The sequence below is a fragment of the Nodosilinea sp. LEGE 07298 genome (genome assembly GCF_015207265.1).
GTDB lineage: Bacteria > Cyanobacteriota > Cyanobacteriia > Phormidesmidales > Phormidesmidaceae > Nodosilinea.
In genome coordinates this window covers 1-13,448 of record NZ_JADEXE010000017.1, presented here as the reverse complement: position 1 = coordinate 13,448, position 13,448 = coordinate 1, and the positions used below count along the sequence as shown (strand labels likewise).

The following is a 13,448-nucleotide window of genomic DNA, read 5'->3' as shown; positions in this document are numbered from 1 at the left end:
AATCAGTGCGGTTCTAGGCTGCCCACTTTAATTTGGAATTAGAGTTTGGAATTGTGGAGTTTGGAGTTGGCGTCAGGTTCTTTTAGCAGCGTTCTAGAATGTCTCAGCCTTTGATTTCAGCTATTATTTGCACCCACAACCGGGCCAGCTACCTGGGGCCTGCGATCGCCAGCCTGCTGGGCCAAACCTACACCGCCTACGAAATTATTGTGGTGGACAACGCTTCAACCGACGACACAAAGGCCGTGGTCAACGCCTACCTGCCCCACCCGCAGCTGATCTACGTGTATGAAAGCACTCTGGGTCTATCGGCGGCGCGCAACCGGGGAGCCGCGATCGCCCGGGGCAGTATTCTCGCCTACCTCGACGACGATGCCGAGGCTTCGCCCTACTGGCTAGCAGCACTGGCCGAGGCGTTTGAAGCCCATGATAAAGCGGCGATCGCAGGCGGTGCAGTGAGCCTAATCTGGCCCCAGGATATAACCCCACCCTCCTGGCTGTCGCCCACCCTATCGCAAAGCCTGGGGTTTTACGATTTGGGTGCCACTACTCAACTCATTACCGACCCTGGCCAAACCCCTCGGGGTCTCAACTATGCGGTCAAGAAAGACTTTTTGGAATCGGTGGGTGGGTTTGACCCGCAGCTGGGCCGAGTGGGCAAAAACCTGCTCTCCAACGAGGAACTGCACCTCACCCAGCAGGCGCTGATGGCTGGCTTTGAAGTGCTATTTGTACCCCAGGCCCAGGTGGCCCACAACGTTGCCCCCGAGCGCCTGAACCGCCGCTGGTTTTTGCGGCGCAGCTGGTGGCAGGGCATTAGTGAGTGCTACCGCGAGCACCTCACCCATACTCTGACCGGGCAGCGGCTGCAAGTGCGGGGGGTATGCCTGCTGCGGGGGCTGGTTAAGGCTCTTAAAAGCTGGCAAGACCCGGCCCTGCGCTTTGAAAACCTGGTCTACGCCTACGGGCAGTTGGGCTACGTGTTTAGCGGTCTACGCCACCTAGTGCCCAAGCCTAGAGCTAAGGCCTGCCCTTAGCCTTTAAGGACCACAGTCTTTCCACGGCTCGCTTACCTAACCCACGATTAACTCACGATTTGAAGGGAATCCACCATGGCAACCACAACCCCCAAAGTGCCCATTTCTGTGCTGATTCCGGCTAAGGATGAGGAGCAAAACCTGCCTGCCTGTTTAGCCAGCCTAGAGCGGGCGGCAGAAATTTTTGTGGTAGATTCGCACAGCAGCGATCGCAGCGGCGATATTGCCATCGCTGCCGGGGCCAAAGTGGTGCAGTTTGAGTTCAACGGCCACTGGCCCAAAAAGAAAAACTGGGCTTTAGACAACCTGCCGTTTAGCCATGAGTGGGTGCTGATTGTCGACTGCGACGAGCGCATTACCCCAGAACTGTGGGACGAGATTGAAGCAGCCATTCAGCAGCACGAGTTTGACGGCTACTACCTGAATCGTCGCGTGTTTTTTCTGGGCACCTGGATTCGCCACGGCGGCAAGTACCCCGACTGGAACCTGCGCCTGTTTCGCCACCAAAAGGGCCGCTACGAAAATCTGCAAACCGCCGATATTCCCAACACAGGCGATAACGAAGTGCACGAGCACGTGATGGTTGAAGGGGCCGTAGGCTACCTGAAGCACGACATGCTCCACGAGGATTTTCGCGACCTGTACCACTGGCTAGCCCGCCACAACCGCTATTCCAACTGGGAAGCCCAGGTCTACTACAACCTGCTGATGGGCATGGACGACGGCGGTACCATTGGCGCTAACTTGTTTGGCGACGCGGTACAGCGCAAGCGGTTTTTGAAAAAAATTTGGGTGCGGCTACCCTTCAAACCGCTGCTGCGCTTTGTGCTGTTTTACGTGGTGCGGCTGGGCTTTTTAGACGGTCGAGCGGGCTATATCTACGGGCGGCTGCTGAGCCAGTATGAATATCAGATTGGGGTCAAGCTATTTGAGCTGCGCCAGTTTGGCGGGCAGCTAAATGTTACCCCCAAAGAAGTTACCTCTAAAGAAAGTATGGCCATGCCTCAGCCAGCGGTTCAACCGGCGATTGTTTCGGTAGAATCAGCCCCTTAAGACCTTCCGATAAGACACCTCGATCGCCGCCGCTTATGACCGCTCCTTCCCCCTATGCCTCCGATAGCTCTCCAGACCGGGGAGGCGATCGCCCCCTAGTCCCCCCTAACCCTCATCCCTGGGTACAGCTCGATGCCTACGACCAGTCGTGGTATGCGCCGGGGCGCTCTAAGGTAATTATTTTGATCTGGTGGCTTTTACAAGCGGTAATCTTTCCGCTGACGCCCCATGCCTCCCACAAACCGAGGCGCTGGCTGCTTAGGCAATTTGGGGCCACCGTCGGCAAAGGCGTCGTGATTCGCCCTACGGCCCGGTTTACCTACCCGTGGAATGTGACTATTGGTGACCACAGCTGGATTGGCGACGACGTAGTGCTCTACAGCCTGGAGCAGATCACCATTGGCCAGCACTGCGTAATTTCGCAAAAAAGCTACCTCTGCACCGGTAGCCACGATATTTGCGATCCTCACTTTGGCCTAGTGGTAGCGCCTGTGGTGATAGAAAACGGAGCCTGGATCGCCACCGACTGCTTTGTAGCCCCTGGGGTAACGGTGGGGGCAAATAGCGTGGTGGGCGCGCGCAGCAGCGTGTTTAAGTCGCTGCCGTCGGGGCACGTGTGCTATGGCAACCCCTGTCGGGCCGTAGCCCCGCGCCGAATGGTGGAGGGTTAGGGCTGTAGCGGGCGATTGAGCTTTAATCTCAATCGCAGGGGTGTCTTTCCTGTGCTCGAGCTAGTTCTGCCTCATGGGTCAGATCAAGACGTAGGGGTGTCATTGAGACATAGCCTTGCTCTACAGCCCAGCGATCGGTTCCGACCTCAGGAGCCTCCAGCGGTACCACAGCAAACCAAAAGTGCTGTCGTCCCATCGGATCCTTACTAGGCATAACCTGGCCATCGTACTGTCGCACCGACTGGCGGGTCCAGCGTAGGCCCTGGGGAGCTTGATCGGGAAAGTTAACATTGACCAAGGCTAAATCTGGATCGGGCAGAAGCAACTCTAGAACCTTTGCCAGGCAGGGCTTTAACAAGTCAAAGTTGGGCTCACTCTCGGTCACGGGCGCACTGAAGGCAATACCCCGCAGCCCCAGCAGAACCGCTTGCTTAGCCGCCGCCAAGGTGCCTGAATGCCACATCGAATTGCCTAAATTACTGCCTAAGTTGATGCCTGACAGCACTACGTCTACTTTGTCCCAATGGTAAGCACCCAGCGCTACGCAGTCGGCAGGGGTACCATTGACGCGGTAAGCCTCAAAATCTCGCAGTGGTGTGCGTTTGTAGGAGAGGGGGCGCGAAGCCGTAATGGAGTGCCCCGCTGAAGACATTTCAACATCGGGCGCAACGATACGCACTTGGCCGAACGAGGCGGCTACCTCTGCTAAGGCTGTAATACCAGGGCTGTAAATTCCATCGTCGTTAGCAATTAGTATCCGCATTTCAATCTTTTTTCCTCCTTTAGTGCTACCACCATCTGCCTCTTTGCTGAGGGATGGCAGGGTCACAAGTTCTAAACTGATCGAATCTTGTTCTTGGGCTTTTAGAGAATTTCTATGAGAGTCACGCTGATTCATAATTCCAAAGCAGGTGATGATGATCAACCGTCCAAAGATGTACTTCTATCTCTGATAAAACAGGCCGGTTATAAGGTCAACTATCAGTCAGCCAAAGACGACAATTGGGTTGCCGCCCTGGAAGACCCTGGTGACTTAGTAGTAGCAGCCGGAGGGGATGGCACCGTTGGTAAAGTAGCCAAACGCCTGATTGGACAACAAATCCCAATGGCTATCTTGCCCCTCGGAACAGCCAATAATATTGCTAAAACATTAGGCTTGATGGATAGTTCTCTAGAACAACTGATTGGCGGATGGGCCACCGCACCACGAATTAAGGTTGATAGTGCGATCGCTAGCGGAGCCTGGGGCACAACCCACGTAATTGAAAGTTTAGGGATGGGACTATTTGCTCAAACCATGTCTAGGGCTGAAGACAGCGGTAATCTGGAACAGTTGCCAACTACTGAAGACGAGCTGACGACTGTTTTAGACTTGTTGAAACAGCAGGTTTCTCACTGTCCTGCCCGGTCCTTAAGCCTTTCCTTAGATGGGCAAGATATTTCCGGCCAGTACGTTTTGCTGGAGGTTATGAATATCCAATACGTTGGACCTAACCTCCACCTCGCGCCAAATATTGGCCTCAATGACGGAATGATGACCGTTGTGCTGGTGCACGAAGGTGAGCAAACTAAAATCAGTAACTATCTGACAGACTGTTTAGCTGGCAACTGCGATCTAGCCCCCTTTACACGATACCAGGGCCAGCACTTACAGATTCGAGGAGAAGAATTTGATGTTCACGTTGATGACAAGATTTTATCCAGCGATAGCTTAACCTCATCAGACGATTCTATCGTTATTGATATAAGAGTTGTTCCTCAATCCCTTGAATTTCTCTTGCCTGACGCCTAATGAAATGACCCCGTTAAGTAAAGGCATTTTTTGCATTTATAAATGTGAATAACACATAGATTAGATCGTTCGACACCCTACAATCTAGGGTGCCTATTGCCTTGACTTTTCTTCAACTCTTCTGAATTGAATTCATATCTTGACATAGCCACAGGTTAGGCATGGGCTAGTACTCGACGGTTGAAATATGCCTACCATTCCGGATTGCTTTGCTCCCCAGCCTCCCTGCTCCCTAGCCCCCGGAGAATAGTATCTAAACTTGCGCCGTAGAGTACTAGGCATCTCTTTGACTCTGGCGGGGCGATCGCCGTTGTCGACAGCAAACCTGTAATCAGAAAAGAGGCGAGGCGCAGAAACCAACTCGGGAAAGGCCGCATGATTCAAGGGCTTTACCGAGTTGGTTTTGCCAACAGTACAATTTACTCTGTAATGTGCTTGAGAACACGCTTATCGGTTGCAGAGAGCACGTCTTCACCATGTGTCTCGGCCTGCTGGGCGCGATCGCTTAGTTCTTCGAGTTTTTGGCTGGCAGCGTCTCGGCCGGTCTCGATCGCTTGATTGCGAGCTTCGGTCTTGCCAATAATCTTTTTAGTGGTGTCTAGCCCACTGTAGACATCCTCTGAGAGGTCAGCCGCCTGATCGGCTGCCTGTTCGAGCTGAACAGGGTCCTGCTGTGGCTTAACCGCCTGGCCCTGGCTGGCGGAAGAGAGCGTCGTACTCCAAAGAATTAGCCCAATAGCAATAGTAACTAAGCCAGCGATGATCGCGCTGCTAAGTGTGAATATCCGCTTACGCAAGCCCATACTGCCTCTCATGCAATGCCTCCAGCCTAAGCAAAGGCTCTGGCTTCGCCATCCTTCCGCAGGGAGACACCGGCTTGGGCCTAGGCGTCGGCTAAGGGGGATGCGCTCACTACAACGGCTCCAGACGGTTTGGGGAAGAACTGGCTAAGCCAATCAAACCTAGCGGCTTGGCTCTAGGTGAACCTAAGCCCCTACCGTGTGAATTTTGAGGAAGTTGGTCCCCTTGGGAGTGTTGGCGGGCACACCACCCATAACCAGCAGTTTGTCGCCGAGGTCGACCAGATGGCGCGATCGCAGACTGCTCTCAGCTGCCGCCACCATCTCCTCAAAGCTTTGAGGAAAATCGTCGAGCAGAATGGGCTTAACGCCCCAAATCAGGTTCATCCAGTGGTAGACAGTATCTTTGGGGGTGCAGGCTACCACCAGCGCATTGGGCCGCTCGCCCGAGGCAATAGTGGCGGTATAGCCCGTCTCGGTAAAGCAGACGATGTACTTAAGAGCGAGGGTCGAGTCGATGGCATTGAGGGCTTCGCTGAGGGCGTGGGTTTCATCGCTGAGGGCAGCGGGTTGGTTAACAAACGCCAGGTCTTGCTCCACGTCACAGGCAATGCGGGCCAGCATCTCGACAGCGCGCACCGGAAACGCGCCCACCGCCGATTCTCCTGACAGCATCACCGCGTCGGTGCCGTCGAGGATGGCGTTGGCGACGTCGCTGGCTTCGGCCCTGGTGGGGCGCGGGTTTTGAATCATGCTCTCCAGCATTTGAGTGGCGGTGATCACCGGAATGCAGCGGCGGTTGCACTCGCGAATGATGTGCTTTTGCAGCATGGGCACCTTTTCGGCCCGCATTTCAACCCCCAGATCGCCCCGCGCCACCATCACGGCATCGACGACCGCCAAAATCTCGTCTAGGTTTTGAATGGCCTGGGGCTTCTCGATTTTGGCCAGCACCGGGGTGTGGCTAGCCCCCATGCTCGCCAGCAGGTCTTTGAGGGTGAGAATATCTTGGGCCTGGCGCACAAAGCTCAAAGAAACAATATCGACCCCTTGAGAAACGCCAAATGCAACGTCCTGCCTGTCTTTTTCGGTTAGGGAGGGCAGGCGCAGGTTAAGTTCGGGCAGGTTGACCCCTTTGCGGCTTTTGAGTGGCCCGCCCTGAATCACGCGGCAGATAACCTTGACATCTGCGATCGCCTCTACCCGTAGCTCTAGCAGCCCGTCATCGAGCAAAATTTGCATACCGGGCTGGGCTTCCTCGGCCAGGTAAGGGTAGTCGATGCCGATGCCGCCAGAGATAGCATCGATCTGGTCGAGGGGCACCAGCGTCACAGTGGTTCCTTCCTCTAGCACGATGGGGCCGTTGGCCAACTGGCCCACACGAATTTTTGGCCCCTGTAGGTCTTGCAGCAGGGTAATCGGGGTGTCGTGCTCCTCAGAAACCTCGCGCAGCAGGGTGATCATGCGGGCGTGGTCATCGTAACTGCCGTGGGAAAAGTTGAGTCGGGCTACGTTCATGCCCGCGTCGATCATGCGTTTGAGGATGGCTTTGGAGCTGCTGGCGGGGCCAATGGTGGCCACAATTTTGGTCCGTTGGGTCTGGTTAGGTTGAGTTAAAGAGTCCATAGCAGTAGCCCAGGGAGCATGGGTCGTCCCCAGTATAGGCACAGTTTTTAGGGGCCTATGTAGCCCTGGCTTCATTGCGCTAGCGCCAGTGCCCGAGACTGGGCCTAGTCTCGGGTTATAGCCAGAGTCACCTGGGTTAGGACATCCATAAAGCCTGAGAACGTTCAAACGTTTGAACGTTCTCAGGGAAACAGTCCTCACCAGACTGGCTACAGCTATAAAGACTGGGTCTGGGGCGATCGCGGGTTCAACCCTGGGACCAGTTCATCAGGAGCTGTTCGACCTCGGGGGCAGGTAGGGGTTTAGAGAAGCAGTAGCCCTGGGCGTAGGGGCAGCCTAGCTGACGCAGCTGCTCGAGCTGGGCCTCGGTTTCGACGCCTTCGGCGATCGCGGTCATGCCCAAACTTTGGGCCAGGGCTAAAATCGCCTGCACCATGGCCGACCCGCGCGGGTCAGCCTCCATCGCCTGAATAAAGGATCGATCGATCTTAAGAATCTGCATCGGAAACTGGTGCACCATGCTGAGCGACGAATAGCCGGTGCCAAAGTCGTCAATGCCCAGCTGAATACCGCGATCTCGCAGGGCTTTGAGCATCACCTCAGCGGTTTTGGGGTTTTCGATCAGGGCACTTTCGGTAATTTCGAGGCGCAGGTGGTCGCTGCTGAGATCAGTGGCGGCTAGGGCCTCATCGATGGTGTCAATCAGGTGCGGGTTGGCAAACTGCTTCACCGACAGGTTGACGCTAACCACCAAATCTTGGGCCTCGGGCAGACGCTGTCGCCACTGCCGCAGCTGCTGACAAGCCGCTAACTGAATCCATGCGCCAATGGCTAAAATCAGCCCGGTTTCTTCGGCCAAAGGAATGAATGTGTCGGGCGAAATCAACCCCCAGCGGGGATGATGCCAGCGCACCAGAGCCTCAAAGCCGATCAGCCGGTGGTGGGCTAACTCGACAATCGGCTGGTAGTGCAGCACCAGTTCGTGGCGATCGATCGCCCGCTGAAGGTCGTTTTCGAGGGTGAGACGGGTGGCGACCTGCTCGTACATGGCGGGGTCAAAGAGGGCCGATTGTCCCCGTCCGTTTTCTTTGGCCCGGTACATGGCGGTGTCGGCGTCGCGTAAAAAATCGACCGCCTCCACGGCTCCGGTTAGGCTGGAGGCAATGCCCACGCTGGCGCTAATAAAAATCTCGCGTCCGCTGAGCAATAGCGGCGTTTGCAACACCTGGTGAATGCGATCGGCTACGCCTTGGGCATCGTCAATCACAGCGATGGGGTTGAGCAAAATGGCAAATTCGTCGCCCCCTAGGCGGGCCACCAGATCGCCTTCTCGCACTACTGAACCCAGGCGGCGGGCACACTCGATCAGCAGCTGGTCACCCACCAGATGGCCGAGACTGTCGTTAATCACCTTAAAGCGATCGAGGTCGATGAACAGTACGGCAAAGATGACCGACTGAGACGCTTTGGTGGCCGCTACCGCCTCGTTGAGCTGCTCCATGAAAAAAGCTCGATTGGGCGAGCCTGTCAGGGGGTCGTGCAGGGCCTCATAGGCGAGCCGATCTTCGATCAGTTTGCGATCGGTGATATCGGTGAGGGTGCCGACCAGGCTGGTGACCACCCCTAGGGCGTTGCGCTGGGCCTGTCCCAGCAGCTGTACAAAGCGGCGGCTGCCGTCGGGGCGCACGATCGCTCCCTCCAGGTTGAGAGACTGGCCGCTGCAGCTTGATTCCGCTAGCTGCTGCTGCCAGAGCGGGCGATCGCCCTCGTCTAGGGCCGCCAGCTGGGCGTCTAATGATGGTGGCACTGACCTGGGGCTGAGGCCGTAAATCCGAAACATTTCCTCCGACCAGGTGAGCTGCTGACTGGGCAGGTACAGCTCCCAGCTGCCGGTATGGGCAATGCGCTGGGCCTCTTGGAGACGGCTCTCGGCCCGCTGCCGCTGGCGCAGCTCACGCTGGGCTTGGGCCAGGGTTTGGGCCTGCTGCACGGCGATCGCCAGCTGGTCGGCCACGGTTTGCACCAGCTCAATCTCGGCGGTTTTCCACGGCTTGGGTTCAGGCCCCTGGCGGTGAATGCCTAACCGCCCCCAGGGGCGAGGGTGGCTGAGATAGAGCGGTACCAGCAGCCAGCCGCCGGGCAGGGCATCGAGTAACTCGTGGGGAGCTGCGGCGTCGAGCTGTACCAGGTTAGTCTGAGGTGAACCAGGCCCAGGCCCAGAATTCGCCTTAGGATCGGCAATGGTGCGATAGAGCAGGCTAGGCAAATCGGGGGTAGCCCGGTGCTCAGCAATCATCCGCCAGTGGTTGTTAGCGGGTAAATACATTTGAATATCGACGTGGTCGGCCTGCAGCAGGTAGGCCACTTCACGGGCGGCGGTGCTAAAGATGGTATCTAGGTCGAGCGAATGGCGAATGGCCTGCACCACCCGATTGAGGGCCTGTTCGCGGCGTATCTGGTGTTGAACCTGCTCGTAGGCTCGCTTGCGGCTGGTGACATCTTGAAAGTACACCGCTAGCCCCTCTTGGGTGGGGTATACATGAAATTCGCACCAGCTGTCAGCGTGGGTCATGTATTCCTCAAAGGTGAGGCTGACCCGCTCGACCATAGCCCGGCGCAGCTGTTTAGATATTTGCGTGCCCAGCACCTCAGGGAACTCGTACCACAGGTTTTGACCCAGTGTCTGGTGGCGCGATCGCTGCAAAAACTGCTCAGCCCGCTGGTTGAGGTAGATAAACTGCCAATTTTGGTCAAGGGCAAAAAAGGCGTCGGTAATGCTCTCTAGAATGTTGTTGATGCGCTGGTGAGAGATTTGCAGCGCCTGCTCGGCCGCCTGGCGCTCGGCCTCGCCGCGTTTTCGCTCGCTAATGTCTTGCGATATGCCAATGCTAAACAGCGGCTGACCGTCGTCATTGCACACCAGGCACACCGTTAGCGCTACCCAGATAAAACTACCGTTTTTGTGACAGTAGCGCTTCTCCATGGCAAACGAATGGATTTCACCGGCTATCATCCGATGGTAGTGCTGCAAATCAAACGCTAGATCCTCGGGATGGGTGAAGTCGGCAAAGTTTTTTCCTAAGAGTTCCTCGCGGCCAAAGCCCAACATGCGGCAGATACCAGGGTTTACATCGAAGAGCTCGCCGCTCAAGCTGGCCTGACAAATGCCTACGTTGATTTGGGCAAAAATGGCCCTAAATCGGGCTTCCGCCGCGCTCAGGGTCGCCAGCATGGCTTTGCGTTCGGTAATATCTTTGCCGACTGAGAGCAGGCAGGTCTGGTCGTTGAGCTGGGTTAGCTCCGACGACACCAGCAGCGTGCGGGGCTGGCCATTGGCCAGGTGCGAGTCGATCTCAATGTTTTTAATACAGCCGCGATCGCGGATTTGTCGGCGCAAGTCGGCAAACTGCCGCCGGTTGTGAACCAACCCCAAATCGGCGGGGCGGCGGCCAATAATCTCGCTGCTCGGTCGCCCCAGCCAGCGGGCATAGCTAGCGTTGACCAATAAATGGCGACCCTCCGGAAAGGTAGTTACCGCCATGGGGTCGGGGCTGTGGTGAAACAGGCTGGCAAACGCGTTTTGGGTCTGGCGCAGGCACGACTGCATAGTGTATTGCTCGCAGGCCAGCGATAGACTAATCGAAGCGGTGCGCAGCAGCTTGACAGTGGCTGGTGGCCAGGCGAGGCGTTGCTCAGATCCAGTCTCCCCAAGGTCATTACTGGTGCGGCTAAACATCAAAAACCCAAAATACTGACCGTGGCATCGCAGGGGCAGTATCAGCACGGTGTCGCCGCCTAAGCTGCTCAACAGCGACTGCTCCGCCACCGGAAAGCTGCTGATCGCCCCGCTCAGCAATCCTCCGCGCTCCAGCACCTCGTGCCACCGCTGCAGCTGGCTGAAGGGCAGGCTTTGGCAGCTACTCTGGTCAAGTCTGGCGGCCCCTGGAGGGTGCCAGGCAGCCCGCAGGCTGGTCAGAGTTTGGCCACCGCCGTCCCGATGAGTTTCAAACAAAGCGACTCCCTGGGCCTGACTGGCCACCCCCAGCAGCTTCAGGCAGCGACCAAATACCCGCAGGCGATTTTGTCCCTCCAGCCCCAAGAGCTGATAGTGAATATTGGTCAAGATCGTCAGGCTGCGATCGGGAGGAGGAGTCGGAGAGCCATCAACCGGGTCGTCGAGGGCGAGTTCTTCCCGCCAGTGGGGAGGGAGCACAACATCTTCTAACTCACCACTGTTGGCTTGGCTGTCGGCTTGGCTGCCGCTCTCGACCCCAGCCCCAGCCCCGGTAGCCCGACTCTCGGCCATGGTCTGGTAGAGGCGCTGGCGCGTCACCAGACCGCAAATTTGATCTTGTGCATCGACCACCAGCAGGTAGCGGCAATTAGCGGCCTGCACAGCCTGAAGCGCTGCTCCAATGCTATCGTCAGGGCGTAAAGTAGGCCCTTGGGGCACAAGGCTCAAACCAATAGGGATCGTGGCGGTATCTACCCCAGCGGCAACGCAACCGAGCACTTCTTGCTCAGTAAATAACCCCAAAATATTGCTTTCAGTAGCCACCACGACGCAGCTCAACGTCTGATCTTGCATCACCTGCACCGCCTCCCGAATTGAGGCCTGGGGGGTGAGCACCGCTGGCAGTATGTCGACTAAATCACCCACGCAGAGAGCGCTAATCTGTTCAGAGAAAAGGGACTGGGCAGGGACAGGGGCTAATGATTCGCTGGTACTGGCAACAAAGAAATCTGAATTTGAGAGAGCGGCCATAGCCGACACACCCCGACCGGTAAGGTTATAGCATTAGCCAGATAGCTCCACACCAGGTAAACAGGCTGAGGACAGTGAGTTGGGGCTATCTACAGGGGAGGCGTTCGAATCTGTCGCCACTGAATTCTGTAGTCAGTAAGTGACCCAGGGTGGAAGAGCAGTGCCCCGGCGGCAACAAATTAATGAACCAAAGGTACCCATTTATTGTGGCCGTCAACCCCTTAACAGGCAAGTTCTGTAGGGGCGAATGGGTTGTACACCGCCAATCGGAGCTAGCCAAGTAGGCTTTGGTATGAACCCCAGAGGTGGCTCCGAGGTCAAGCATTGGCGACTAGAACTAACCCTTGGGAGTTGAGGCTTCTACTAAGTCTAAATCGGCTTGTACCTCCTGGCGCAGACGAGTCAGGGTCTGAGAGGCATTGGTGTCTTGAAGAATGGCCGCCAGGGTAGCACTGACCCCTTCGGGTCCCCAGGTGCAGCCTTGCTCCAAATAGGTTTTAGCGGCCTTACCCACGGTATAAGACCCATAACCTGCGGCGCTAGCCTGGGCGGTCATGGCCCCCGCGAGGGCGGCGATGCCGGTGGCGCTATCGACTAGGGTGACTAGGGCAGCGGTGGTTTTGCCCGCCCCCAGCAGGCCGCTGCCCACTTCGCTCAGCAGCAGGGTACCCGAGCTTTTGAGGATGGCTCGCCACAGTCGCCCCGCCTCGTGGCCGGTAATCGGAAAGCCATAGAGCCGTGCCAGGGTGCGAATCATGACCAGGTCGATGACAACCCCGCCCAGCAGGTCGAGGCCAGCAATGGGGTTGAGGGCAACGGCGGCAGCTTTGTATTTGGCAAACTGCCAGATGGTTTCGTCGGCGCGATCGCCGTGCAGACGGCTCACGTGGCCCACCATTTCACTCTCAATGGCGCGGGCGTTGCGCAGGGCGTTGAGGGCCACCAGGGCGGCACCGTCCTCGGCCACGATCGCCAGCAATGCCTGTCGCAGGGGCTCGATCTGGGGGGGCTGGGGCTCCCACTCCTCGCTGGTGCGACCGTCGGGCCACTCAACCCGTACCTTGAGTGGGGCAGGGCTGGCGGCTACGGTCACCACATCATCGACCGCTAGCGAACTGCTGGGGCTAGCCTGGCCCAGGTCGGCACGCAGCTTTTGCAGGGTTTGGTGCACTTCCTGGCGATCGACGTCGGGGTAGAGATCGCTTTTGTTGAAGATCAGCAGCAGCGGCTTCTGCCCCCGCTGCAGCTCCAGCAGGGCCTCGTATTCAAAGGGGGTAATATCTCCCGACACGACAAACAGAATTAGATCGGCCTGGGTGGCTACGGTTTGAGCCATTTCGGCACGCACGTCGCCCCCCACCTCATCCAGGCCGGGGGTATCGATCAGCTCGATTTGCCACGCTAGGCCGTTCTCAACCTCGGGCTGCCCCTCGGGCTGCCAGTACACCGATCGTGGCCAGCGAGTAACGCCGTGCAGAGGCCCGGTTTCGAGAATATCTTCTCCCACCAGGGCATTTATCACCGCCGACTTACCTCGGCTGACCAGGCCAAACACCGCTACCCGCAGGCAGCGCGACTCAAGCTTGGCCGTCAGGCTTTGCAGCTGGCCCAGCCCGGTTTTGACCGCTGCCAGGGTTGCCCCCTGCTCGGGGTTCCCCTGCAGCGCGGTGGAATAGCGGGAGACGGCCTGGCTCAGGGTATGGC

General features: G+C 57.3%; 9 protein-coding genes. 4 read left to right on the top strand and 5 right to left on the bottom strand.

The features are described 5' to 3' along the window. Positions 1 to 98 precede the first annotated feature (98 nt). The 3 genes from IQ273_RS04110 (at position 99) to hpsU (ending at position 2,761) form a co-directional block, all read left to right on the top strand. Entirely contained in the window at positions 99 to 1,037 is a 939-nt protein-coding gene (locus IQ273_RS04110) for a glycosyltransferase family 2 protein (RefSeq protein WP_194021905.1), read from the top strand. Between the two features lie 75 nt (positions 1,038 to 1,112). Next, positions 1,113 to 2,090, top strand: a complete 978-nt coding sequence (locus tag IQ273_RS04105) for a glycosyltransferase family 2 protein (protein ID WP_194021904.1) — start codon at positions 1,113 to 1,115, stop codon at positions 2,088 to 2,090. A gap of 35 nt (positions 2,091 to 2,125) precedes the next feature. Continuing rightward, positions 2,126 to 2,761, top strand: a complete 636-nt coding sequence (gene hpsU / locus IQ273_RS04100) for a hormogonium polysaccharide biosynthesis acetyltransferase HpsU (RefSeq protein ID WP_194021903.1) — start codon at positions 2,126 to 2,128, stop codon at positions 2,759 to 2,761. A gap of 28 nt (positions 2,762 to 2,789) precedes the next feature. Here hpsU and surE read toward each other — a convergent pair whose 3' ends face one another. After that, a complete protein-coding gene (gene surE / locus IQ273_RS04095) occupies positions 2,790 to 3,524 on the bottom strand; it encodes a 5'/3'-nucleotidase SurE (protein ID WP_194021902.1) in 735 nt (244 codons plus the stop codon). A 114-nt stretch (positions 3,525 to 3,638) separates the two neighbouring features. Here surE and IQ273_RS04090 point away from each other — a divergent pair, with 114 nt between their 5' ends. After that, the gene (locus tag IQ273_RS04090; RefSeq protein ID WP_194021901.1) at positions 3,639 to 4,553 is read left to right on the top strand and encodes a diacylglycerol kinase family protein; all 915 of its coding nucleotides are present in this window, start codon (positions 3,639 to 3,641) and stop codon (positions 4,551 to 4,553) included. 419 nt (positions 4,554 to 4,972) lie between these two features. On the opposite strand, the gene IQ273_RS04085 is transcribed toward IQ273_RS04090, so the two are convergent. The 4 genes from IQ273_RS04085 to IQ273_RS04070 all read right to left on the bottom strand — a co-directional run bounded on the left by IQ273_RS04085 (position 4,973) and on the right by IQ273_RS04070 (position 13,440). After that, complete coding sequence (locus IQ273_RS04085) at positions 4,973 to 5,356, bottom strand: hypothetical protein (RefSeq protein ID WP_194021900.1); 384 nt, start codon at positions 5,354 to 5,356, stop codon at positions 4,973 to 4,975. A 183-nt stretch (positions 5,357 to 5,539) separates the two neighbouring features. Then, on the bottom strand, positions 5,540 to 6,979 hold the full coding sequence (pyk, locus tag IQ273_RS04080; protein ID WP_194021899.1) for a pyruvate kinase: 1,440 nt from the start codon (positions 6,977 to 6,979) through the stop codon (positions 5,540 to 5,542). Between the two features lie 247 nt (positions 6,980 to 7,226). Beyond that, positions 7,227 to 11,744, bottom strand: a complete 4,518-nt coding sequence (locus IQ273_RS04075; protein ID WP_194021898.1) for an EAL domain-containing protein — start codon at positions 11,742 to 11,744, stop codon at positions 7,227 to 7,229. 337 nt (positions 11,745 to 12,081) lie between these two features. After that, positions 12,082 to 13,440, bottom strand: coding sequence for a GTP-binding protein (locus IQ273_RS04070; RefSeq protein WP_228052306.1), 1,359 nt, complete (start codon positions 13,438 to 13,440; stop codon positions 12,082 to 12,084). Positions 13,441 to 13,448 lie beyond the last annotated feature (8 nt).